At 71.6% G+C, this 22,901-nt stretch carries 23 protein-coding genes and 1 pseudogene; 17 read left to right on the plus strand and 7 right to left on the minus strand.

The genetic code is table 11. The features are described from left to right. The first annotated feature begins 222 nt into the window (after positions 1-222). Together ACIBK9_RS37565 and ACIBK9_RS37570 are read left to right on the plus strand one after the other, a co-directional pair. Positions 223-522 (plus strand): DUF4193 domain-containing protein, encoded by a 300-nt coding sequence (locus ACIBK9_RS37565; RefSeq protein ID WP_352324238.1) that lies wholly within the window; start codon positions 223-225, stop codon positions 520-522. A gap of 94 nt (positions 523-616) precedes the next feature. Beyond that, entirely contained in the window at positions 617-1,426 is an 810-nt protein-coding gene (locus tag ACIBK9_RS37570) for a hypothetical protein (RefSeq protein WP_358284617.1), read from the plus strand. Positions 1,427-1,442: 16 nt separating this feature from the next. On the opposite strand, the pseudogene paaK reads toward ACIBK9_RS37570, so the two are convergent. After that, positions 1,443-2,742, minus strand: a pseudogene (paaK, locus tag ACIBK9_RS37575) (phenylacetate--CoA ligase PaaK). Beyond that, the gene (gene paaI, locus ACIBK9_RS37580) at positions 2,739-3,107 is read right to left on the minus strand and encodes a hydroxyphenylacetyl-CoA thioesterase PaaI (RefSeq protein ID WP_387665278.1); all 369 of its coding nucleotides are present in this window, start codon (positions 3,105-3,107) and stop codon (positions 2,739-2,741) included. The pseudogene paaK and the gene paaI overlap by 4 nt, the downstream one beginning before the upstream one ends. 174 nt (positions 3,108-3,281) lie before the next feature. On the opposite strand from paaI, the gene ACIBK9_RS37585 reads away from it, so the two are divergent. Genes ACIBK9_RS37585 through ACIBK9_RS37595 form a run of 3 tightly spaced genes read left to right on the plus strand, consistent with a single transcriptional unit; the run spans position 3,282 to position 7,219 of the window. Beyond that, positions 3,282-4,229 (plus strand): MBL fold metallo-hydrolase, encoded by a 948-nt coding sequence (locus ACIBK9_RS37585; protein WP_352359151.1) that lies wholly within the window; start codon positions 3,282-3,284, stop codon positions 4,227-4,229. Next, positions 4,226-5,776 carry an FAD-dependent monooxygenase gene (locus ACIBK9_RS37590; protein WP_387663938.1) on the plus strand — a complete coding sequence of 517 codons (1,551 nt, stop codon included), beginning with the start codon at positions 4,226-4,228 and terminating at the stop codon, positions 5,774-5,776. Before ACIBK9_RS37585 ends, ACIBK9_RS37590 begins: the two co-directional genes overlap by 4 nt. A gap of 9 nt (positions 5,777-5,785) precedes the next feature. After that, positions 5,786-7,219: a trehalose-6-phosphate synthase gene (locus tag ACIBK9_RS37595; protein WP_397163505.1), complete on the plus strand. Its 1,434-nt coding sequence runs from the start codon at positions 5,786-5,788 to the stop codon at positions 7,217-7,219. Here ACIBK9_RS37595 and ACIBK9_RS37600 read toward each other — a convergent pair. Further along, positions 7,152-7,436, minus strand: a complete 285-nt coding sequence (locus ACIBK9_RS37600; protein WP_352324039.1) for a DUF4235 domain-containing protein — start codon at positions 7,434-7,436, stop codon at positions 7,152-7,154. The two genes, ACIBK9_RS37595 and ACIBK9_RS37600, sit on opposite strands and share 68 nt — an antisense overlap. Before the next feature lie 107 nt (positions 7,437-7,543). Between ACIBK9_RS37600 and valS the strand changes: the two genes are divergently transcribed. The 9 genes from valS to ACIBK9_RS37645 all read left to right on the plus strand — a co-directional run bounded on the left by valS (position 7,544) and on the right by ACIBK9_RS37645 (position 15,529). Further along, entirely contained in the window at positions 7,544-10,021 is a 2,478-nt protein-coding gene (valS, locus tag ACIBK9_RS37605; RefSeq protein ID WP_397163507.1) for a valine--tRNA ligase, read from the plus strand. Between the two features lie 110 nt (positions 10,022-10,131). Further along, on the plus strand, positions 10,132-11,295 hold the full coding sequence (locus tag ACIBK9_RS37610; protein WP_397163508.1) for an AI-2E family transporter: 1,164 nt from the start codon (positions 10,132-10,134) through the stop codon (positions 11,293-11,295). A gap of 75 nt (positions 11,296-11,370) precedes the next feature. After that, positions 11,371-11,925 (plus strand): PaaI family thioesterase, encoded by a 555-nt coding sequence (locus ACIBK9_RS37615; RefSeq protein WP_352324042.1) that lies wholly within the window; start codon positions 11,371-11,373, stop codon positions 11,923-11,925. Beyond that, positions 11,922-12,362 (plus strand): dUTP diphosphatase, encoded by a 441-nt coding sequence (gene dut / locus ACIBK9_RS37620; RefSeq protein WP_387663945.1) that lies wholly within the window; start codon positions 11,922-11,924, stop codon positions 12,360-12,362. Before ACIBK9_RS37615 ends, dut begins: the two co-directional genes overlap by 4 nt. Before the next feature lie 59 nt (positions 12,363-12,421). Next, positions 12,422-13,060 carry a DUF3710 domain-containing protein gene (locus ACIBK9_RS37625; RefSeq protein WP_397163511.1) on the plus strand — a complete coding sequence of 213 codons (639 nt, stop codon included), beginning with the start codon at positions 12,422-12,424 and terminating at the stop codon, positions 13,058-13,060. Between the two features lie 100 nt (positions 13,061-13,160). Further along, a complete protein-coding gene (locus tag ACIBK9_RS37630) occupies positions 13,161-13,547 on the plus strand; it encodes an OB-fold nucleic acid binding domain-containing protein (protein ID WP_352324045.1) in 387 nt (128 codons plus the stop codon). Positions 13,548-13,551: 4 nt separating this feature from the next. Beyond that, on the plus strand, positions 13,552-14,223 hold the full coding sequence (locus tag ACIBK9_RS37635) for a DUF3159 domain-containing protein (RefSeq protein WP_387663949.1): 672 nt from the start codon (positions 13,552-13,554) through the stop codon (positions 14,221-14,223). 3 nt (positions 14,224-14,226) lie between these two features. Continuing rightward, positions 14,227-14,781 (plus strand): Uma2 family endonuclease, encoded by a 555-nt coding sequence (locus ACIBK9_RS37640; RefSeq protein WP_397163512.1) that lies wholly within the window; start codon positions 14,227-14,229, stop codon positions 14,779-14,781. A gap of 265 nt (positions 14,782-15,046) precedes the next feature. Further along, entirely contained in the window at positions 15,047-15,529 is a 483-nt protein-coding gene (locus tag ACIBK9_RS37645; protein WP_387663953.1) for an NUDIX domain-containing protein, read from the plus strand. On the opposite strand, the gene ACIBK9_RS37650 is transcribed toward ACIBK9_RS37645, so the two are convergent. The 3 genes from ACIBK9_RS37650 to ACIBK9_RS37660 are packed head-to-tail and all read right to left on the minus strand — an operon-like array spanning position 15,495 to position 17,229. After that, complete coding sequence (locus ACIBK9_RS37650) at positions 15,495-15,902, minus strand: TIGR03668 family PPOX class F420-dependent oxidoreductase (protein ID WP_387663955.1); 408 nt, start codon at positions 15,900-15,902, stop codon at positions 15,495-15,497. The genes ACIBK9_RS37645 and ACIBK9_RS37650 overlap by 35 nt on opposite strands. A gap of 2 nt (positions 15,903-15,904) precedes the next feature. Continuing rightward, complete coding sequence (locus ACIBK9_RS37655; protein ID WP_352324051.1) at positions 15,905-16,564, minus strand: TrkA family potassium uptake protein; 660 nt, start codon at positions 16,562-16,564, stop codon at positions 15,905-15,907. Then, positions 16,564-17,229, minus strand: a complete 666-nt coding sequence (locus ACIBK9_RS37660) for a TrkA family potassium uptake protein (protein WP_352324052.1) — start codon at positions 17,227-17,229, stop codon at positions 16,564-16,566. The genes ACIBK9_RS37655 and ACIBK9_RS37660 overlap by 1 nt, the downstream gene beginning before the upstream one ends. Before the next feature lie 80 nt (positions 17,230-17,309). On the opposite strand from ACIBK9_RS37660, the gene ACIBK9_RS37665 reads away from it, so the two are divergent. Then, entirely contained in the window at positions 17,310-19,376 is a 2,067-nt protein-coding gene (locus ACIBK9_RS37665; protein WP_387663957.1) for an APC family permease, read from the plus strand. On the opposite strand, the gene ACIBK9_RS37670 is transcribed toward ACIBK9_RS37665, so the two are convergent. After that, complete coding sequence (locus tag ACIBK9_RS37670; protein WP_397163515.1) at positions 19,363-21,000, minus strand: alpha/beta hydrolase; 1,638 nt, start codon at positions 20,998-21,000, stop codon at positions 19,363-19,365. The two genes, ACIBK9_RS37665 and ACIBK9_RS37670, sit on opposite strands and share 14 nt — an antisense overlap. A 121-nt stretch (positions 21,001-21,121) precedes the next feature. On the opposite strand from ACIBK9_RS37670, the gene ACIBK9_RS37675 reads away from it, so the two are divergent. Both ACIBK9_RS37675 and ACIBK9_RS37680 read left to right on the plus strand, forming a co-directional pair. After that, positions 21,122-22,351: a class I SAM-dependent RNA methyltransferase gene (locus ACIBK9_RS37675; protein ID WP_397163547.1), complete on the plus strand. Its 1,230-nt coding sequence runs from the start codon at positions 21,122-21,124 to the stop codon at positions 22,349-22,351. Positions 22,352-22,433: 82 nt separating this feature from the next. Further along, the gene (locus tag ACIBK9_RS37680) at positions 22,434-22,841 is read left to right on the plus strand and encodes an STAS domain-containing protein (protein WP_397163516.1); all 408 of its coding nucleotides are present in this window, start codon (positions 22,434-22,436) and stop codon (positions 22,839-22,841) included. The last annotated feature ends 60 nt before the right edge of the window (positions 22,842-22,901 follow it).

Here is a 22,901-nt window from a genome sequence, read left to right on the forward strand (position 1 = left end):
GAACACGGTCGTGCATGACGCCAAGGCTGTGGGTTTCGCCATATTTGGCTAACCATTGCCGTCGGCAGCAGGCCCTGTCGTGTTGGGAGGTTCGTTGTCCGTTCGCGCGGGGTACCGATGGAAAATCTCCCCGACGGAACGGGCACAAGATGGGCCTCCCGGACGTTAGAAGACGCGCGATGAGCGCGAAGACATATAGATGAGGGGGATGGAGTAAGCACAATGGCTACCGACTACGACAGCCCGCGAAAGACAGACGACGACCTGGGGGAGGACAGCCTCCAAGAGCTCCAGGCACGGCGTACCGACAAGTCGTCCGGCAGCATCGACATCGACGAGACCGACCTCGCCGAGTCGCTGGAGCTGCCCGGCGCGGATCTGTCGAACGAAGAGCTCTCCCTGCGGGTGATTCCCCGTCAGGCCGACGAGTTCACCTGCTCGCGCTGCTTCCTGGTGCACCACCGCAGCCAGCTGGCCTCCGAGAAGAACGGCCAGCAGATCTGCCGGGAGTGCGCCGCCTGACCGCTGGAGCGAAGGAGCTCAGGGTGAGGGACCCAAGGCATGACCGAGCCCGCCTACCCTGAGCGGTCGCGACCAAGAGGACGGAGGCATCGCGTTGGCCGAGCCCGAGAAGGACAAGCAACAGACGGACGACGGGATCGCCGACCCCGACAAGGAGGTCGGCGAGCTCGTTGTGCGGCTCACCGCGCCCGGTGAGCTGGAGCCGGCCGAGCGGCGCAGACTGCTCGGCCGACTAGCCAGGTCCCTGGCCGCAGGGGCGAAGAAGGCCCGCGAGAGCGGCGCAGGCCGCGGCCGCTGGCTGGCCGACGTCTTCCTCAACATCGCGCCCCGCATCCCCATCCGCGACCTGTCGACGCTGTCCGAGCATCATCACGGCCTCACCGGCGAGGAGCTCGCCGACGACCTGGTGCGCACCGCCCAGAAGGCCACGATGACGGTCGGAGCCATCGGCGGAGCACTGGCGGCGGCCCAGTTCGCCGCACCACCCCTCCTGCTCTCCGCGCCCGCGCAGCTCGTCGCGGAGACCATCGTCGTCGCCGCGATCGAGGTCAAGCTTCTGGCCGAGCTGCACGAGGTTTACGGCGTCCGCGTCCAGGGCAACGGCACGCAGCGCGCCTTCGCCTTCGCCTCCGCCTGGGCCAAGCAGCGCGGGATCGACCCCCTCGCCCCCGCGTCCGTCTCGCTGGCGCTCGGAGCCGCGTCCAAGGCTGCTCTTCGCAACCGTCTCATGCGCACGCTCGGGCGCCATCTGACCACGTTCGGCCCCTTCCTCACCGGAGCCGTCGCCGGCGGCGCGCTCAACCGCGGCGCGACCGGCAAGCTCGGCAAGGCCATCCGCGCCGACCTGCGCCTCAAGGGCCCGTCGTTGCCGCCGCCCGACCCCCGTGACGAGCTGACGCCGTAGCCGGGCGGCCGCGAGGTCAGACGTCCCGGCTGTCCACCACGCGCTTGAGCTTGCCCACCGACCGCTCCAGCGTCTCGGGGTCCACCACCTCGACCTCGACGCTCACGCCGACGCCTGCCTTGACCGCGTGCCGCAGCGCGCGCCCGGCCTCCTCGCGGCCGGTCGCGCCCGGCCGCGCCTCGACCCTGACGGTGAGCACGTCGAGCCGGTCCGGCCGGGTCAGGTGCAGCTGGAAGTGCGGCGACAGGCCGGGCACGCGCAGCACGAGCTCCTCGATCTGGGTCGGGAACACGTTCACGCCGCGCAGGATGATCATGTCGTCGGTGCGGCCGGTGACCTTCTCCATCCGGCGGAAGGCGGGCCTGGCCGTGCCGGGCAGCAACCGGGTCAGGTCGCGGGTGCGGTAGCGGATGACCGGCATGGCCTCCTTGGTGAGGCTGGTGAACACCAGCTCGCCGCCGTCGGGGGGCGGGCTCGCCGGTGAACGGGTCGACGGTCTCGGGATAGAAGTGGTCCTCCCAGACGTGCAGGCCGTCCTTGGTCTCGACGCACTCGTTGGCCACGCCGGGGCCCATGACCTCCGACAGCCCGTAGATGTCGACGGCGTGCAGGTCGAAGCGCTCCTCGATCTCGGCGCGCATGCGCTCGGTCCAGGGCTCGGCGCCGAAGATGCCGATCTCCAGCGAGCTCTCGCGCGGGTCGAGGCCCTGGGCGGCGAACTCGTCGAGCAGCGCCAGCAGGTACGACGGCGTGACCATGATGACCCTGGGCCGCAGGTCGGTGATGAGCTGGACCTGCCGGGCCGTCATGCCGCCGGAGACCGGCACCACCGTGCAGCCCAGCCGCTCGGCCCCGTAGTGGGCGCCGAGACCGCCGGTGAACAGCCCGTAGCCGTACGCCACGTGCACCACGTCGCCCGGACGCCCGCCGGACGCCCGGATCGACCGGGCCATCACCCGCGCCCAGACGTCGAGGTCGGCCTTGGTGTACCCGACGACCGTGGGCTTGCCCGTCGTGCCCGAGGAGGCGTGGACGCGCGCCACCCGCTCGCGCGGCACGGCGAACATGCCGAACGGGTACGACTCGCGCAGGTCCTCCTTGGTGGTGAACGGGAAGAGCGCGAGGTCGTCCAGGCTCCGGCAGTCGCCGGGACGGACGCCGTGCTCGTCGAACTTGCGCCGGTAGAGCGGCACGTTGTCGTAGGCGTGGGACAGCGTCCAGCGCAGGCGCTGCAGTTGCAGGGCCATGAGCTCGTCCCTGGAGACGCGCTCGACCGGGTCGAGCTCCTCGGGGGACGGCGGCGGGAAGGGCCTCATCTCAGCTCCCTGCTGCGCCCGCGGAACTCCGCGACCACCCGGCCGCCGGACCCGCGCACGGTGATGTCGTAGATGCCGCTGCGGCCGTAGGTGGTGCGCTCGGCCGCCTCGGCCACCAGCACGTCACCCTCGTGGGCGGGGGCGACGAAGGTGATCTCGGCCCCGGCCGCCACGGTGACCGGGCCCCGCGTGTTGCACGCGCAGGCGAAGGCGGTGTCGGCCAGGAGGAAGACGTAGCCGCCGTGGCAGATGGCGTGTCCGTTGATCATCTGGCCGGTCACGGCCATCCGGCACACCGCGCGCCCCTCGGCCAGCTCCACCAGCTCGATGCCCAGGGCGGCGGAGGCGGTGTCGGCGTCCAGCATGCGACGCGCGCTCTCCAACTGGTCTCCCTTGCTTACTGACCGAATGTTCGGTAAACACTTCCCCGTCCTGCCGAGCACTGTCAAGGGAGGGCCGGCGCAGCGCAGCTGCAAGGGCCGTCTGTGGGGTATGTCCTGGTTCGTCAGCGGGTCGGCCTCAGCGCGTGAGGAGAGACGATGATCAAGCCGTTCGCCTCGTCGGCGGATCTCGGTGAGAAGCGGCAGTCCCTTGAGGTGCTGGCGGAAGGCGTCTACGCGCTCACCGCCGAGGGCGATCCCAACGTGGGCGCGATCGAGGGCGAGGACTTCCTGGTCTGCTTCGAGGCCCTGGCCACGCCCACGGCCGCCGGCGACTGGCTGGCCAGGCTGCGCGAGCACACCGGCAAACCGGTCAGGTACCTCGTGCTCTCGCACTACCACGCGGTCCGCGTGCTGGGCGCCTCGGCGTTCGGCGCGGACGTCGTCGTGGCCCACGACAAGACCCGCGAGCTGATCGCCGAGCGCGGCGAGCAGGACTGGGCCAGCGAGTACGCCCGGATGCCCCGCCTGTTCAAGGATCCCGGCTCGATCCCCGGCCTGACCTGGCCCACCGCCACCTTCAGCGACACCTTCACCATCGACCTCGGCGGCGGCAGGGGCGACCTGGTGCTGGCCCACTGCGGACGCGGCCACACCGAGGGCGACCTGGTGGCCTGGCTGCCCGACCGGCGCATCCTGTTCGCCGGCGACCTGGTCGAGTCGCAGGCCGCGCTCTACACCGGCGACGCCTTCCACCGCGAATGGGCCTCCGGCACGCTCGACCGCGTCGCCTCGTTCGGGGCCGAGACGCTGGTCGGCGGCAGGGGAGCGGTGGCCCACGGCAAGGCCGAGGTCGAGGCGGCCATCGCCCAGAGCCGCGACTTCCTCACCGTGATGCTGCGCGAGGTCGGCGCGGCGAGCGGGCTGAAGGAGGCGTTCGAGCGCACCCACCGGGCCCTGCGGCCGCGCTACGGCGGCTGGCCCATCTTCGAGCACTGCCTGCCCTTCAACGTCTCCCGCCTCTGGGACGAGCTCCACGGCGTCGAACGGCCGCGCGTCTGGACCGCCGAGCGCGACCGCGAAGTGTGGGACGAGCTCCAGTCATGAGGCCCGCGGAGTCCGTGCCGCAGGTCATCGTCGTCGGCGCGGGCCCGGTCGGCCAGACCGCCGCGTTGCTGCTGGCCCGCTGGGGCATCCGGGTGCTGGTGCTGGACCGGCGGCAGGCCCGCGACGGCGGCGGATCGAAGTCGATCTGCCAGCAGCGCGACGTGCTCGACATCTGGGCCGCGGCGGGCGCGGGCCGGGTGGCGGAGGAGGGGCTGGCCTGGACCACCGCCCGCACGTACTACCGCGACCGCGAGCTGTTCTCCTGGTCCTTCGACGGCCAGGGCCCGCTGCCGCCGTGCGTGAACATCTCCCAGGCCCGCACGGAGCAGCTGCTCGACGAGGTCATCGCCGACCAGCCGCTCATCGAGGTGCGCTGGGGCCACGAGGTCACCGGGCTGGTCCAGGACCCGGCGGGGGTGGAGGTCCAGTGCGGGCAGCGGCTGCTGCGCGCCCCCTACGTGCTGGTCTGCGCGGGCGCCAGGGCCCAGCAGGTACGCCGGTCGCTCGGCGTCTCCTTCGACGGTGAGGCGTTCGACGACCAGTTCCTGATCTGCGACATCCGGGCGGATCTGCCCGGCTGGGAGAACGAGCGGCGCTTCTACTTCGACCCCGTGTGGAACCCGGGCCGGCAGGTCCTCATCCATCCCTGCCCCAACGGGACGTACCGGATCGATTGGCAGATCGCGCCGGACTTCATCCCAACAAGAGACGATATTTCGCAGAAAATCCAGCAAATCATCGGGGATCGGCCGTACGAGCTGATCTGGCACAGCACGTACCGGTTCCACTCGCGCATCGCCTCGCGGATGCGGGTCGGACGGGTGCTGCTGGCGGGCGACTGCGCCCATCTGGTGGCGCCCTTCGGGGCCCGGGGGCTCAACTCCGGCGTGCCCGACGCCGAGAACGCGGCCTGGAAGCTGGCCTTCGCGCTCAACGGCTGGGCCGGGCCGGAGCTGCTGGAGTCCTACCACGCCGAGCGGCACGCGGCGGCGCGGGAGAACCTGGAGGTGACCGCCGCCACCATGCGCTTCCTCGCGCCGCGGACGGACCGGGACCGGGCCAGGCGGCGGGAGGTGCTGGAGGCCGGCCTGGTCGCCGAGGTGGACTCCGGGCGCTTCGCCGAGCCCTACTGGTACGTGGACTCGCCGCTCACCACGCCCGAGCCGGGCCGGCCGTTCGGGGGGCGTCCGCCGAAGGGCGCGCTGTGCGATCCGGCCCCCGGAGTGATCCTGCCGGACGTGCCGCTGGCGAAGGGCAGACTGCGCGAGTTCTGCCGGGACGGTTTCCTCATTCTGTTGGGCGATATGTGCGATTCGAGTTTGTTTGTGCAGGTCCTGGGCAAGGTCATTACGGCACCGCTCGCCGTCCGCGAGCTCACGGAGATGGATGCGACCGGCTCGCTCGCCGAAAGACTCGGTGCGCGGCCGGATGAAGCATGGGTGATCAGGCCAGATGCCCACATCGCCGCGATCATTCCCCGCGGGGGGCCGGACGAGGTCGCGGCCGCCGTGAGCCGCGCCTGCGGCTCTCCTCGACCTGAGCCCTAGGAGGACTGCGTGACCGGCCGTAGCTCGTTTCTGATCGTCGCGAACCGCTTGCCGGTCGATCGCACGATCGAGCCAGACGGAACGGCCTCGTGGCGCAGGAGCCCGGGGGGGCTCGTGACGGCCATAGCGCCCGTGATGAAGCGCCGCCACGGCGCCTGGGCCGGTTGGCACGGCGCGCCGGACGAGAAGCTCGAACCGTTCGAGCAGGACGGCATGAGCCTCATCCCCATCCCGCTGTCGGCCCGCGAGGTCGAGCTCTACTACGAGGGTTTCTCCAACGCCACGCTCTGGCCGCTCTACCACGACGTGGTGGCGCCGCCGGTGTTCGAGCGGGAGATGTGGGAGACCTACCGTTCGGTCAACGAGCGCTTCGCCGCGGCCGCCGCCGAGGCCGCCGAGGAGGGGGCCGTCGTCTGGGTGCAGGACTACCAGCTCCAGCTCGTGCCCGCGATGCTCCGGCGGCTGCGGCCCGACCTGCGGATCGGCTTCTTCCTGCACATCCCCTTCCCGCCCGTCGAGCTGTTCTGGCGGCTGCCCTGGCGCAAGGAGCTGGTCGAGGGGCTGCTCGGCGCCGACCTGGTCGGCTTCCAGCTGCCCGGCGGCGCCTCGAACTTCCGCAGGCTGTGCCGGCGGCTGCTCGGGCTGCCGTACAAGGGGAACGAGATCTTCCTGGACGACCGGGTGGTGACCACGCAGGCGTTCCCGATCTCGGTGGACTTCGGGCAGCTCGACTCGCTGGTGCGCGAGCCGCACGTGGTGGCGCGGGCCAAGGAGATCAGGGGCGAGCTGGGCGATCCCGAGCACGTGCTGCTCGGCGTGGACCGGCTCGACTACACCAAGGGCATCGGCCAGCGTCTGGAGGCGTTCGGCGAGCTGCTCAAGGACGGCAGCCTGCGCCCGAACGAGGCGGTCTTCGTGCAGATCGCGACCCCGAGCCGCGAGCGCGTGGACGAGTACCGCAAGCTGCGCGACGACATCGAGCTGCAGGTGGGCCGGATCAACGGCGAGCACGCCCAGATCGGGGTGCAGCCGATCCAGTACTTCCACCAGTCCTACGGCCACGACGAGCTGGCCGCGCTCTACCTGGCGGCCGACGTCATGGTCGTCACGCCCCTGCGCGACGGGATGAACCTGGTGGCCAAGGAGTACATCTCCTGCCACCACGACCTGCACGGCGCGCTGGTGCTCAGCGAGTTCACCGGAGCGGCCGACGAGCTGCGGCAGGCGTACCTGGTGAACCCGTACGACATCGAGGACGTCAAGCGGCAGATGATCGCCGCCATGCGGGCCACGCCGCACGAGCTGGCCCGGCGGATGCGCACGATGCGCCGCCGGGTGGCCACCTACGACGTGGACCGCTGGGCGAGCGAGTTCCTCAGTGCCCTTGAGTCACCTGCTTCACAGACTTCCATGCGTCGTAGCGCTTCTTGGCGGTCCGGTTGACCACGATCTGCGCCACGGACATCCCGACGCCGGTGAGGATCGCGTAACCGATCGCCTCACCCATGCTCACCTCGGGCGAGTCGTCGTCGAGGGGCGGCTCCTTGCCGGTCGCCTTGACCCAGACGAACCCGAGGAGCTTCCTCATCCCCCAGGCGGTCGCCATGCCCACCAGACCACCGATGACGCGCCAGGCGATGTCGGGTTTGTCCTCCGCCATGCCAACTCCCTTCCCCTATGTAACGAACACTAGCCTCTAACGCTTGCCGGGCCCCCGAAGCCGTACCATAAGGAGGCATGACTCAACAGCGACTACGCCATGCATCCATGCCGGAAAAGCCGACCCTCGACGGCTTGGAGCAGGTATGGGTAGCTCGCTGGCAGGAGGAGGGCACCTACCGCTTCGACCGGTCCAAGCCGCGCGAGCAGGTCTACTCCATCGACACGCCGCCGCCGACCGTGTCCGGCTCCCTCCACGTCGGTCATGTCTTCTCCTACACCCACAGCGACATCATGGCCCGCTACCAGCGGATGATCGGCAAGTCGGTGTTCTACCCCATCGGCTGGGACGACAACGGCCTGCCTACCGAACGGCGGGTGCAGAACGTCTACGGGGTGCGCTGCGATCCGTCGCTGCCGTACGATCCTGACTTCGTTCCACCGGACAAGCCGGGCAAACGTGAGATCTCGATTTCGCGGCGCAACTTCGTCGAGCTGTGTCACCAGCTCACCGCCATCGACGAGAAGGCGTTCGAGGAGGTCTGGCGCCGGGTCGGCCTGTCGGTCGACTGGGACCTGCTCTACACCACGATCAGCGACGAGTCGCAGGCGGTCTCCCAGCGGGCGTTCCTGCGCAACCTCGGCCGCGGCGAGGCCTACCTCGCCGAGGCGCCCACGCTGTGGGACGTCACCTACCGCACCGCGGTGGCCCAGGCCGAGCTGGAGGACCGCGAGTGGCCCGGCGCCTTCCACCGCATCTCCTTCTACGGCGAGCGCGGGCCGATCTGGATCGAGACGACCAGGCCCGAGCTGATCCCGGCCTGCGTCGCGCTGGTCGCCCACCCCGACGACGAGCGCTACAAGCCGCTGTTCGGCACGTCCGCGCTCACGCCGCTGTTCGGCGTCGAGGTGCCGATCCTGGCCCACCACCTGGCCGAGCCCGACAAGGGGTCCGGCATCGCGATGATCTGCACGTTCGGCGACGTCACCGACGTCACCTGGTGGCGTGAGCTGCACCTGCCCACCCGGCCGGTCATCGGCTGGGACGGCCGGCTGCTGCCCGAGCCGCCCGACGGCGTGGAGCCGGAGCCGTACAAGGAGCTGGCCGGCAAGACCGTCCACAGCGCGCGCGAGCGCATCGTCGAGCTGCTGCGCGAGTCCGGCGACCTCGACGGCGACCCGCGTCCGGTGCAGCGCCCGGTGAAGTTCTACGAGCGCGGCGACAAGCCGCTGGAGATCGTCACCACCCGCCAGTGGTACATCCGCAACGGCGGGCGCGAGCAGGCGCTGCGCGCCCGGCTGCTGGAACGCGGCAGCGAGCTGGCCTGGCACCCGCCGCACATGCGGGTGCGCTACGACAACTGGGTCGAGGGCCTGACCAGCGACTGGCTGATCTCCCGCCAGCGCTTCTTCGGCGTGCCGTTCCCGGTGTGGTATCCGCTGGACGAGGCCGGCAACCCGGTCCACGACGCGCCGATCCTGCCGGCCGAGGAGTCGCTGCCGGTCGACCCGTCCTCCGACGTGCCGCCCGGCTACAGCGAGGAGCAGCGGGGCGTGCCCGGCGGGTTCATGGCCGACCCCGACGTCATGGACACCTGGGCGACCTCGTCCCTGACGCCGCAGATCGCCGGCCGCTGGGCGAGCGACGACGACCTCTACCGGCGCGTGTCCCCCTACGACCTGCGGCCGCAGGCGCACGAGATCATCCGCACCTGGCTGTTCTCCACGGTGGTCCGCTCCCACCTGGAGTTCGACGCGCTGCCGTGGACCGACGTGGCGATCTCCGGCTGGATCCTCGACCCCGACCGCAAGAAGATGTCCAAGTCCAAGGGCAACGTGGTCACCCCGCTCGACCTGCTGGAGCAGCACGGCTCCGACGCCGTCCGCTACTGGGCCGCCAACGGCCGCTACGGCGTGGACACCACGTTCGACGTGGGCCAGCTCAAGATCGGGCGGCGGCTGGCGATCAAGATCCTCAACGCCTCGAAGTTCGTGCTCGGGCTGGCCGGCAGCGACGGCGAGGTCACCGAGCCGGTCGACCTGTCGATGCTCGCCGCCCTGTCCGACATGGCCCGCGAGGCCACGCAGGCGTTCGAGTCCTACGACCACACCCGCGCGCTGGAGGCCGTCGAGCGGTTCTTCTGGTCCTTCTGCGACGACTACCTGGAGCTGGTCAAGGCGCGGGCGTACGAGTCCGGGCCGGCCGCCGCCTCGGCGCACGCGGCGCTGCGTCAGGCGCTCGACGTGCTGCTGCGGCTGTTCGCGCCGGTGCTGCCGTTCGTGACCGAGGAGGTGTGGTCCTGGTGGCGCGAGGGCTCGGTCCACCGCGCCGCCTGGCCGGCTCCCGAGCGCGGCACGGGCGACCCGGCGGTGCTGACCGTGGCCTCTGAGGTGCTGCGGCGGATGCGCAAGGCCAAGTCGGAGGCCAAGTTGTCGATGCGGGCCGAGGTGTCCAGGCTGACCGTCACCGGGCCCGAGGCCGATCTCGTCCGGCAGGCCCAGGACGACCTGTGCGCGGCCGGAGTCGTCGAGGAGTTCGTCCTCGACGGCGGCGACGTGCTGACCGTCGAGGTGCACCTGGGCTGAGGCACGGCCGTCCGGCACGGGCGGTGAGGGGCGCCTCCCGCACCGCCCGTCCGGCATCCCGGCGTTTTATCGGTGCGCATCCCCGGCCCGGACGTGCCAGTCTTGAACACGTGCAGATCGACCGCCCCACCACACTCGTACCGCCCGTGCTGGCCAAGATGGCCGCATGGTGCGGGTGCCTGATCCTCGTCGGCGTGGTCGTCTACTTCTTCGTCCAGGCGATCGCCCGGCTCACCTTCGTGGCGCTGCCCGTGGCCATCGCGCTGCTGCTGACCGCGCTGCTGTTCCCGCTGACCAAGAGCCTGCGGCGGGCGGGCCTGCGGCCCATCTACGCCACCTGGCTGACCATGCTGGTCGCGCTCGCCGTCCTGGCCGGCACCGGCTGGCTGGTCGGCGCGCGGGCCAGCGAGGAGTTCCCCAACCTGGTCACGCAGGTGCAGGCCACCGCGCGTTCGGTCCAGGAGTGGCTGATCACCGGCCCGCTGCACCTGAAGCAGGCCCAGATCACCGGCTACGTCGACGAGATCGCCACGATGGTCAACGCCCAGCGCACCGCCATCACCGGCACGGTGCTGTCGGCCAGCGCCGTCGCGATCGAGGTGCTCGCGTCCATCGTGCTGCTGCTGTTCGTGACGTTCTTCCTGCTCAAGGACGGCGACCGCATCTGGTCGTGGTTCCTGCGCGCCTTCGGCTCGATGTCGCCGCGGGTCGACCGGGCGGGCCGGGCGGCCTGGACCACGCTCTCCCACTACGTCCAGGGCACCGTGGCCGTGGCCGCCGTGCACGGCCTCATCATGGGCATCGTGCTGGCCGGCATGGGGGTGCCGCTGTGGGCGCCGCTGGCGGTGCTGATCTTCTTCGCCAGCTTCATCCCCATCGTCGGCATCTTCTTCGCCGGCACCGTCGCCACCCTCGTCACCCTCGGCGCCAAGGGCCTGGTCTACGCGCTGATCTTTCTCGGCATCCTCATCGTCGAGCAGCAGCTGGAGAACCACGTGCTCCAGCCGCTGATCGTGGGCAGGGCGCTCAACTTCCACCCGCTGGCGATCATCCTGGTGCTGTCGGTCGGCGGCATCCTGGCCGGCATCGCGGGAGCGGCCGTGGCCGTGCCGGTCGCGGCGGTGATCTACCGGGCGCTGCCCGAGCTGCGCCACAAACCGCCCGCCCTGCCGCCACCGCCCCACCACGAGCCGCCGGCGGAGGAACCGCCGTCCGGAGGCGCCCCTCCCGCCGGCAAGCCGCCGTCCGGGGGTGCGGTTCCCGCGGCGGGGTGACGTGAGGCGGGCCGGGTGGTTCCGATCCGGTGTCGAGGGCGAGTCCGGGGGCCGCAGCGAGTAACCTCGTCACCCGTGACGCGTTCCTCCCTCACCACCCCGCCGCCGGACGCCTCGGCGCCCGCGGCCCATCCCGGCGCCCCGGCGCCGGGCAGTTCCCTCGGCTCCCACTACAGCCGCTGCTTCGGCTGCGGCGGCGACCACCCGACCGGCCTGCACCTGAAGGCCGCCACGCCCGACGGCGTCACGGTCGAGGCCGAGTTCACCGTGGGGGAGGCCCACCAGGGCGCGCCGATGCTCGCCCACGGCGGCGTGCTGGCCGCCGCGATGGACGAGGTCATCGGAATGTCGGTCTACCTGTTCCACAAGCCCTACGTGACGGCCCGGCTGGAGACCGACTACCTTCTCCCCGTTCCCGTGGGCACGACACTCCACCTGCGCGCCTGGTGCAACGGGATCACGGGCAGGAAGGCGTACCTTGAGGCTGAGGGGCGCGTCGGCGCCCCCGACGGACCGGTCGCCGTCCGCGCGGCGGCGCTGTTCATCGAGGTGAGCATGGAACACTTCGCTGAGCACGGCGACCTTGCGGCCATCGCCGCCGAACACCAGGACTTCGAGGTGAACCCGTGAGCGACGTGGAGGTCCTCATCCAGCGGCTCGACACCGGGCTGCCGGTGCCGTCCTACGCCCACCCGGGCGACGCCGGCGCCGACCTCTACGCGGCCGAGGACGTCGAGCTGCTGCCCGGCGAGCGGGCCGTGGTCGGCACCGGCGTGGCGATCGCGCTGCCCGACGGCTACGCCGCGTTCGTGCACCCGCGCTCCGGCCTGGCGGCCCGCCACGGCGTCACGCTCGTCAACGCCCCCGGCACCGTCGACGCGGGCTACCGGGGCGAGATCAAGGTGACGCTGATCAACACCGACGCCAAGGAGCCGTTCCGCCTCCAGCGCGGCGACCGGGTGGCCCAGCTCGTGGTCCAGCGGGTCGAGCGCGCGGCCTTCCACGAGGTCGAACGCCTGCCCGGCTCGGTGCGCGGCGCCAACGGATTCGGATCGACGGGCCGCTGAAGCGGCCGGCCCGAAGCAAGCCTGGGGCTCCGGCCCCGCGAACAGGGAGAGTGAGGAACGTGTTCCGACGTCGTCGTCGTGAGCAGCCGGAGACGGTGGCCGAGCAGGAGTCCCAGGCCCCTACCCGCGAGTCCGGCCCGTGGGACGCCGACGAGCCCCACCCCGACACGGACAGGATCGACCTCGGCGGCCTGCGGCTGCCGCACAACCCCGACTTCGACGTGCGCCTGGCCTCGCTCGGCGACCAGCACGTCGGTGTCGTCGTCCTGTACGAGGACAGCTCGCTGCAGCTCCAGGCCCTGGCCGCGCCGCGCTCGGCCGGCCTGTGGGACGACGTCAGGACCAAGATCGTCGCCCAGGCCAAGACGCTGGAGGAGCGGGAGGGCCCGTTCGGCGTCGAGCTGGCCGGCGAGGTCGCCATGGAAGGCGGCAGCCGGGCGGCCCGCTACATCGGCATCGACGGCCCGCGCTGGTTCCTCCTGGCCGCCATCACCGGCCCCGGCGCCCTCGACGAGCGCGTCTCCGGGGCGTTCATCGACTTCGTCAAGGACGTCGTGGTCGTGCGCGGCGACGAGCCGATGGCCCGCGAGGAGCCCATCACGCTGAGCCGTCCGCACGAGCGGCAGGCCGGCGAGCAGGACGAACGCCCGGCGTTCAGTCCCTTCAAGCGCGGCCCGGAAATCAGCGAGACCCGCTGAGCGTTACCTCTCCGGGCCCCGCCCGGCCCAGCCCGGCGACATTCCCAAGACCCCCATCGGCTATTCGCTGACGGCTTACCATCACATAGGCTGAACCATCATGAGTACGGCAGAGCCTCCGAAACGCGGGGGATTGCGCGGCTTCTTCAGCCGGCTGGCCACCACCCAGTCGGAGATCGAGGCCCAGGAACTGCGGGAAGACGCCGACGAGGTCGGCGCGACGCCCATCGTGTCGTGTGGCGGGCGCCGCAGGTTCTGTGTAGCGGGTACGCTACGTACGGTGACATTGCGTCCGAGGGGCGGCGCCCCCGCCCTGGAGGCCGAGCTGTACGACGGGTCCGACGTGATCGACCTGGTGTGGCTCGGCCGCCGCAAGATCGTCGGCATCGAGCCGGGCCGCACGGTCAAGGCCGAGGGCCTGGTCAGCATGCAGGACGGGCGCAAGGTGATGTTCAATCCGCGATACGAACTGCGCCCAGGGAGTTGATCAGGTGAGTGCTGAGGCGGAAGAGGCCGCGCACGAGACCGTCGAGGCGGCGGTGCGAGCCCAGCTCGCCAAGGCCTTCGGCGGCGTCCGCGGCATCATCGAGGCCGCGGTGCCGACGATCGCCTTCACGGTCTCGTGGATCGTCACCGAAGACCTGAAGACGTCGCTCATCGTCAGCATCTCGCTCTCGGTGGTGCTCCTGCTGGTCAGGGTGGTCCAGCGGTCCACGCCGCAGTTCGTGATCAACAGCCTGATCGGCATCGCCATCGGCGCGTTCTTCGCCAGCCGCACCGGCAACGCGAAGGACTACTTCCTGCCCGGCATCCTGTGGAACGGCGCGTACTCGCTGGGCATGTTGCTGTCCATCGTCACCCGCTGGCCGGTCGTCGGGTTCCTCATCGGCTCGGTCACCAACGACCCGGTGGGCTGGCACAAAGACGCGGGCGTCGTCCGGCTCTGCACGCGGCTGACCTGGCTGCTCATGGTGCCGTGCGTGGTGCGGGTGGCCGTGCAGGGCCCGGTCTACCTGTTCGGCGGCGGTGACGAGGCGGTGGCCGCGCTCGGCTTCGCCAAGATCGTGATGGGCTGGCCCCTGCAGGTGGCGGCCCTGGCCGCGATGCTCTGGCTGCTCGGCCGCGGCCGCACCCCCATCAAGCCCCCGGTCGCCCCGGCCTGACCCATGCCGGAGGACGGGCGGGTCGAGCCTGGGGGTCTCGTCGCGGAAGACCTCGACCGTCTGCCTGACCTGCCCGCGCGTACGGAGCTGATCGACGGAAGGCTGGTCTGCGCGGGCCCCCAGTCGTCCTTCCGCTCGACCGTGGTCGATCTGCTCGTCGCCGGCCTGCGCCGGGCCGTCCCCCTGGAGTTCCGGGTGCGGCGGGGGATGAGCGTCATTCTGGGCGCCCGCCAGCGCCCCCAGCCGGACGTCAGCGTGGTCAGGGCGGGCGCGGTGCGTGACGACGGCGGCGAGACCTTCTACCGGGCCCACGATCTGCTGCTGGTCGCCGAGGTCGCCCCGGCCGAGTACCGCGACCGTAAGCCGGCTCTCTATGCCGCGGCCGGGATTCCGCACTTCTGGCGGGTCGAGGACGACGGCGGCGAGCCTGTCGTCCACGTCTACGAGCGGGACCCCGCCACCCGCGCCTACGCGCTCACCGGCATCCACCACGACAGGCTCAAGCTGACCGTCCCGTTCGACCTCGACGTCGACCTGAGCCGGATCCATCGCCTCTGACCCCTCGGCCCGCCATGATGCTCGGACGAGCCATGGACGAGGCCCTCTGGCGGGGCCGGTGGCGGTGGGCATCGGGGTGAGCCGCCGGGCGGGCACCGGGTTCGCGGTGGCGCGAGCTGCCGGCGTCCGCCGCGCGGGTTGCGGTGCGGTCCTGCCCCCCCGCACGACCTCGGCCACCCTGGGGCAGCGACCCGGCGGGCTCGACATGCTGGGCGGGGACGGAGCGGGGGAGCGGAAGGTCGGTGGGCGTGGGAGTCTGGGGGAGATGAGGGGGAATGTGGTGGGCTGGGTGGTGGCGCGGGTGTGGAAGGCGCTGGGCGGGCGGCTTCGCTGGCGGGTGTTGTGGCTGACCCACGCCACCTTCATGGTCGGCGTCACCGGCCTCGTACGCGACTCCGACGGCCGGGTGCTCGTCCTGCGTCACCGTCTGTGGCAGGAGGGGCGGCAGTGGGGCTTCCCCACCGGGTTCGCCAGGCGGGACGAGACGTTCGAGGGCACGGTCGAACGCGAGGTGTTCGAGGAGACCGGCCTGCGCGTGCGCACCGGCCGGCTGCTGCGCGTGCGCAGCGGGTTCGGACTGCGGGCCGAGGTGGCCTACGAGGCCCGGCTCGTCGGCGGCACGCTCAGGATCGATCCGCTGGAGATCCTCGAAGCCCGCTGGGTCACCGCCGACGACCTGCCCGAGGGCCTGCAGGGCGCCCACCGCGACCTGCTCATCCCGAGTACGCCCACCCCGACCACCGACTGACCGCGACCACGATCACCGGCCCTTCGGGCGGCCGCCGCCGGTACTGGTGGTACTTGCCGGCCAGCGCCCGCAGGGCGGCGTCGTGGCCGTCCTCGCGCACGGTCGCCGTGCCGTCGGCGCGCGCCCACCACAGCCGGGTCCAGTCGTCCTCGTAGTGGTCGGCGAGCAGGCTGACCCGCGGGTTCGCCCGGATGTCGCGCAGCCGCGCCAGGTCGTGGGTGCTCTTCGGCTTGTGGTCGACGGCGGTGACCACGTCGTTCCCGAGGACGGCGAAGGTGACGGGCACCACGCGCGGCACCCCGGCCGCGTCGGCCGTCGCCAGGCGGGCGACGCGGGCGCCCTCGAACAGCGACCGGGCGCGGCCGGCGTCCATGCTCAGCGCTGCGAGAGCAGGTGGGCGAGCTCCTCCTCGACCTCCTGGCTGGCCACGAACAGCAGCTCGTCGCCCGCCTCCAGGGGGTCGTCGGCGGTGGGCACCAGCACCCGGCCCTCGCGCAGGATCGCCACCAGCGCGGAGTCGACCGGCCACGGCACCGACCCGGCGCGCTGGCCCACCACCGGGGCGTCCTCGGCCAGCGTCAGCTCGACCAGGTTGGCCTGGCCCTGGCGGAACGTCATCAGCCGCACCAGGTCGCCGACGCTGACCGCCTCCTCCACCAGCGCGCTCAGCAGCCGCGGCGTCGAGACGGCGACGTCGACGCCCCACGACTCGTTGAACAGCCACTCGTTGTTGGGGTGGTTGATGCGGGCCACCACGCGCGGCACGCCGTACTCGGTCTTGGCCAGCAGCGACACCACGAGGTTGACCTTGTCGTCGCCGGAGGAGGCCACCACGACGTGGCAGTTGCCGAGCCCGGCCTCGTCGAGCGAGGCGATCTCGCACGCGTCGGCGAGCAGCCACTCGGCGCGCGGCACGCTGTCGATCTTGATCGCCCGCGGGTCGACGTCGATGAGCAGGACCTCGTGGCCGTTCTCCAGCAGCTCGGAGGCGATGGAACGGCCCACGGCGCCCGCGCCGGCGATGGCGATGCGCATCAGTCGTCCTGTTCCGGCGCCGCGGCGAGCACCTTGTTGATCCGGTCCATGTCGTTCTCGGCCGCGATGACGTGGAGCAGGTCGCCCTCCTGCACCACGGTCTCGTCCGTGATGGTCAGGGCCTCGCCCATGCGGTTGATGAAGGCCACGCGGGCGCCGGCCCGGCTCTCCAGGTCGACGACGCGGGTGGCGATCCAGGCCTGGTTGGCGGCCACCTCGGCCAGCACGACCGTGCCCGTGGGGTCGCGCCACAGCGGCTCGGCGCCCTCGGGGAGGATGCGGCGCAGGATCTGGTCGGCCGTCCAGCGGACGGTGGCCACCGTGGGGATGCCCAGCCGCTGGTAGACCTCGGCGCGCCGGGGGTCGTAGATGCGGGCCACCACGTTGTCGACGCCGAACGTCTCGCGGGCCACGCGCGCGGAGATGATGTTGGAGTTGTCGCCGCTGGATACGGCGACGTAGGCGGCCGCCGACTCGATGCCGGCCTCGGTGAGCACGTCGCGATCGAAGCCGACGCCGGTCACCCGCCGCCCCCGGAACCCCGCGCGCAGGCGGCGGAACGCCTGCGGGTCACGGTCGATGATGGCGACGGAATGGCCGCTGTCCTCGAGGATGTGGGCGAGGGTCGAACCGACCCTGCCGCATCCCATGATCACAATATGCATACTCCCCCGCACTTCGCGGTCGGCCGGTTGCTCGACACCAGTATGGCCCGATGGGGGAGCGCCGCGTTTAGGGCATCGGCATGCGGCTAGCATCTCGTTACGTGGCGAAGGTAACGGATCTTGTCAAACGCGTGCTCGTGGGACGTGCCCTGCGAAGCGGGCAGCTCCACGAGCAACTCCTGCCCAAACGCATCGCCCTGCCGGTCTTCGCCAGTGACGCGCTGTCCTCGGTGGCCTACGCCCCGCAGGAGATTTTGGTCATCCTGTCGCTGGCGGGCGTCTCGTTCTATTCCTACAGTCCGTGGATCGCCGTCGCCGTCGTGGTGGTGATGCTCACGGTCGTGGCGTCGTACCGGCAGAACGTGCACGCCTATCCGAGCGGCGGCGGCGACTACGAGGTGGCCACCACCAACCTGGGCAAGAACGCGGGGCTCACCGTCGCCAGCGCCCTCATGGTCGACTACGTGCTGACCGTCGCGGTGTCGGTGGCCAACGGCGTCGACTACGTCGGCGCGACCATCCCGTTCGTGGCCGAGCACCGGCCCGCGATCGCCATCATCATCGTGATCCTGCTCACGGTGGTCAACCTGCGCGGCATCCGCGAGTCCGGCGCCGCCTTCGCCGTCCCCACGTACGCGTTCATGTTCGCGGTGATCGGCCTGGTCGCCTGGGGCGGCATCCGGCTGCTGGTGTTCGGCGACGAGCTGCAGGCGCCCAGCGCCGGGTTCACCATCCGGCCCGAGCAGACGAACCTGGCCTCCTTCGCCGCGGCCTTCCTGATCCTGCGCGCCTTCTCTTCCGGCTGCGCCGCGCTGACCGGCGTCGAGGCCATCAGCAACGGCGTGCCCGCCTTCCGCAAGCCCAAGAGCAAGAACGCCGCCACGACCCTGCTCATGATGGGCCTGATCGCCATCACCATGTTCGGCGGCATCATCGCGCTGGGGCTGGCCTCCGGCGTGCGGGTGGCCGAGCCGAGCGTCGTCGCCCACGACCTGCTCAGGCCGGACGGCACCCCGGTCGGCGAGGGCTACTACCAGCAGCCGATCATCTCGCAGGTGGCCGACGCGGTGTTCGGCGGCGGCTCGCTGCCGTTCGTGGTGATCTCCGCGGTGACCGCGCTCATCCTGTTCCTGGCCGCGAACACCGCCTTCAACGGCTTCCCCGTGCTCGGCTCGATCCTCGCCCAGGACCGCTACCTGCCGCGCCAGCTCCACACCCGCGGCGACCGCCTGGCCTTCTCCAACGGCATCATCATCCTGGCCCTCGGCGCCTGCCTGCTGCTGTGGGGCTTCCAGGCCGACGTCAGCCGCCTGCTCAACCTCTACATCGTCGGCGTGTTCGTCTCCTTCACGCTCAGCCAGACCGGCATGGTCATCCACTGGACCCGTCACCTGAAGACGGAGACCGACCGCCAGGTCCGCCACCAGATGCACCGCTCGCGCGTGATCAACTTCTTCGGCGCCATCATGACCGGCCTGGTGCTGATCGTCGTGCTGCTGACCAAGTTCCTGGTCGGGGCGTGGATCGTGGTCATCGCGATGCCGGTGCTGTTCCTCATGATGAAGGGCATCCGCCGCCACTACGACAAGGTCGCGACCGAGCTGGAGATCACCGACGACTACGAGCCCGCCATGCTGCCGGCCCGCAACCACGCGATCGTGCTGGTCTCCAAGATCCACAAGCCGACCATGCGGGCGCTCGCCTACGCCCGCGCCACCCGGCCGTCCTCGCTGGAGGCGATCACGGTCGGCGTCGAGGGCGAGGAGGCGCGCCAGCTGCAGGAGGAGTGGGAGCGGCGCGGCATCCCGGTGCCGCTCAAGATGCTCGACTCGCCCTACCGCGAGATCACCCAGCCCATCCTCGACTACGTCAAGACCCTGCGCCGCCGCTCGCCGCGCGACGTGGTCACCGTCTTCATCCCCGAGTACGTCGTCGGCCACTGGTGGGAGCACCTGCTGCACAACCAGAGCGCGCTGCGGCTGAAGGCCAGGCTGCTGTTCAAGCCGGGCGTCATGGTGACCAGCGTGCCCTGGCAGCTCCACTCCTCCGACCGGCTCAAGGGCCGGCCCGAGCCGTACGCGCCGGGCGCGGTGCGCCGTCCCTGGCACCAGACCGTCAAGGACGAGGGGGAGATCAAGGCGCGCTGACCAGCGTCCGCAGCCGCTGCGTGTCGGACGCCGTCCAGCCCGGCGGCGCGGCTACGGCGGCCCACCCGTCCACGATGTTGGCGCCGTAGCGGTGGCCGTGGCCGGGCGGCACGGACATCGCCGCCGTCATGTCCACCAGCACCTGCCAGAACGTCACCAGCGGGAACCAGTTCATCTGCGGGTTCACCCCGGGCCCCCGCGGGCCCTCCAGCCAGGCGGGCCGGTGGTAGATCAGCGTGGGCGACCACCACACGACGGGGTCGGTGGCGTTCTGCAGGTAGACCACGCGCGGCGGCGGCCACGGGCTCTGGGGGCGCCACAGGTCGGCCGGGTGCTGGGCGAAGCGGGCCGTCCTGCCGCCCTGGTAGACCGGCCGCCAGACGGGGGTGCCGGGATCGCGGTGGGCGGTGAGGTGGTCCCAGATGTGGTTGGCGTTGGGCGGGCCGACGAACAGCGCGCCGTCGGTCCGGGCGACCAGGTCGGTGAGGTCGCGGAAGGCGTTCTCCAGCTCGTAGGAGCCGAGGCTCTCGCCGGCGACCATCAGCCGGGGCCGGTGGCCGGGCGGGAGCCGCTCCCACCTGGCGCGCACCGCCTCGAACAGGGCGCGCCCGGCGGCCGCCGCCTTGTGCCGGTCGGCCAGGAACGACACCCAGCTCGGCAGGTAGGAGTACTGCACCGCGACCATGGCGGTGTCGCCGTTGTACATGAACTCCAGCGAGTCGGCGATGTGCTGGTCGACCCAGCCGGTGCCGGTCGTGCCGAGCACCGCGAGCACCGGACGGCCGAAGCCGCCCGTCCGTTCCAGCTCCCGTACGGCCACCGCGGCCTGCTGCCGGGGCGAGGAGGTGGCGCCGAGGCCGACGTACACGCGGATGGGCTCGGTCGCCGGCCGGCCGGAGAAGGCGGTCAGCTCGGAGACCGTGGAGGCGGTGCCGGTGAAGCGGCGGCCCTCGCGGCCCAGGGAGTCCCAGGCCACCAGCGACCCGGGCCCGCCGGACACCTTGGCCGAGCCGGGCCTGCGCACGCCCGGATGGGTGCCCTGGTTGGTGACCGAGGAGACGTCGCTCATCGTGTTGAGGAACCCCGAGAACAGCACGTCGTCGGCGAGCACCGCGACCACGGAGGCGACGATCAGCACGCCGGCGATGTGGCCCACGTAGGCGGGGACGTACCGGTCGAGCCAGTCGATCAGCCTGCGCCCGGCCAGCCGGACGAGACGGGCCAGCAGCAGGCACAGCGCGAAGAGCGTGACCGCCACCGCGAGGATCACCGGCGGGAACCAGGTGATCCGGGTGTCCATGCCCATGAGCGCCCGCACGTCGCGCTGCCAGTCGATGCTGTACCAGAGCGCCACGACGGTCAGCCCCGAGCAGCCGCCGATCATGATCTGCCAGGCGGCCCGCCGTCCCCGCTCCGGCAGCCGGTACGGGATCGCCGCCCGCCCCAGCGCGCCCGCCGCGGCCCCCACGCCGTAGCCGAGGATGCCGGTGACCGCGCCCATCACGCCCTGGAACAGCCACGTGCGCGGCAGCAGCGACGGCGTCAGCGAGGCGCAGGCGAACAGCACGGCCAGCAGCGTGCCCCCGAATCCGAGCCGCCGGCGCACCACCCGACCTCTGTCCATCCTCACCCACAGTAGTGACTCAAGTCCGGAAAGTGAGTGTCCGGGGCGCGAGGCGGGGGACGAGGACGTCGGCCGTGGCGGCTCACCATAGGGTGGGGGTGTGGAACAGGCATCTCTGGAGCTGACGGTCGGTCCGGTCGCGCATGGCGGCTGGTGTGTGGCACGCCATGAAGGGCGGGTGGTCTTTGTCCGGCACGCGCTGCCCGGCGAGCGGGTGATCGCCGACGTGACCGAGGAGACCAGCCGCTTCCTGCGCGCCGACGCCGTGGAGATCCTGGAGCCCTCGCCCGACCGCGTCGTCCCGCCCTGCCAGTACGCCGGCCCCGGCCGCTGCGGCGGCTGCGACTGGCAGCACGCCACGCTTGAGGCGCAGCGCCGGCTCAAGGCCCAGGTCGTGGCCGAGCAGCTGCACCGGCTGGCGGGCATCGAGCGCGAGGTCGTCGTGGAGGAGGTGCCCGGCGCCAAGGACGGGCTCGGCTGGCGCACCCGCGTGCAGTTCGCCGCCACGCCCGCCGGCGAGCTGGGCTTCCGCCGGCACCGCTCGCACGAGATCGAGGTCGTCGACGCCTGCCTGATCGCCCACCCCGAGGTCGAGGCGGTCGCCGCCGAAGACCACGCGTGGCCCGGCGCGGCCGGCATCGAGGTCATCGCCTCCGCCGGCGGCGACCGTGCCGTGGTGGTCTCGCCGCGCCCGCGGCGCAGCGTGAGCGTGCCCGAGCTCGACGCGCCCGCCTCGATCCTGCTCGACCAGGGCAAGGGCCGCACGGTGCCGCGCCGCGGCTCCGGCGTGCTGCACGAGCACGTGGGCGACCGCGAGTTCCGGGTCGCGGGCAGCGGCTTCTGGCAGGTGCACCCGGGGGCGGCCGAGACGCTGCTCGACGCGGTGCTGGCCTACGCCGCGCCCGAGCCGGGGGAGTGGGCGCTCGACCTCTACTGCGGGGTCGGCCTGTTCGCGGCCGGGCTGGCCGAGGCGGTCGGGCCTGAGGGCGCGGTGTTCGGGCTGGAGTCCGACGCGGCGGCCGTCCGTGACGCCCGCGCCAACCTGCGCGACCTGCCGCAGGCCAGGGTCGAGCGCGGCCGGGTCGAGGAGGCGCTCGACCGGTTCCAGATCGAGCGCGCCGACCTCGTCGTGGTCGACCCGCCGCGGTCGGGCCTCGGGCGCGAGGTGGTGGAGCGCGTCGCGGGGCTGGAGGCGCTGCGCATCGTCTACGTCTCCTGCGATCCGGCGACGCTGGCCAGAGACCTCAAGTGGCTGGGCGAGCTGGGCTACGAGCTGACCGACCTGCGCGCCTTCGACGCCTTCCCGATGACCCACCACGTCGAGTGCGTGGCGCTGCTGGTGAAGCGCTGACTGCCGCCGCCCGGCCAAGGCGTGACCTCATCGTGACGGTTTGCCGGAACCCCGGGCGGGTGAAGCTGTCTATCGTGCATCCATGGTCGCCTCCGGAGGCGCGGGCCGCCCAGGATCGGACAGGCCGCCGATGACGCCGCTGACGATGAGCCATCGGCACCTGCCCGGCGTGACCGTGATCGAGGTGTGCGGTGAGGTCGACGCCACCAACCACACGCGATTACGGGAGCACGTCCGGCAGGCCAGGGCGCGTCCGGCCGATCACGTGGTGTTCGACCTGAGCGCGATGACGTTCATGGACAGCTCGGGGCTGCACGCCCTGCTCGCCTGCCACCAGGAGGCCCGCACGCACGACGCGCGGGTCTACCTCGCGGCCCCGCAGGGCGCCCCCGCCCGGCTGCTGGAGATCACCGGGGTCGATGCCCATCTGCCGGTCTACCCCACCGCCGAGGCCGCCGTGGCCGCCGCAGCGGCCGATCCGCCCCGCTGAGCCTTTGGTCACGCCCGTCCAGACCAAGGACGGACGCGCCGCGCGGGCAGGCGTCCCTAG

The organism is Nonomuraea sp. NPDC050227, from assembly GCF_044459705.1.
Taxonomy (GTDB): Bacteria; Actinomycetota; Actinomycetes; order Streptosporangiales; family Streptosporangiaceae; genus Nonomuraea.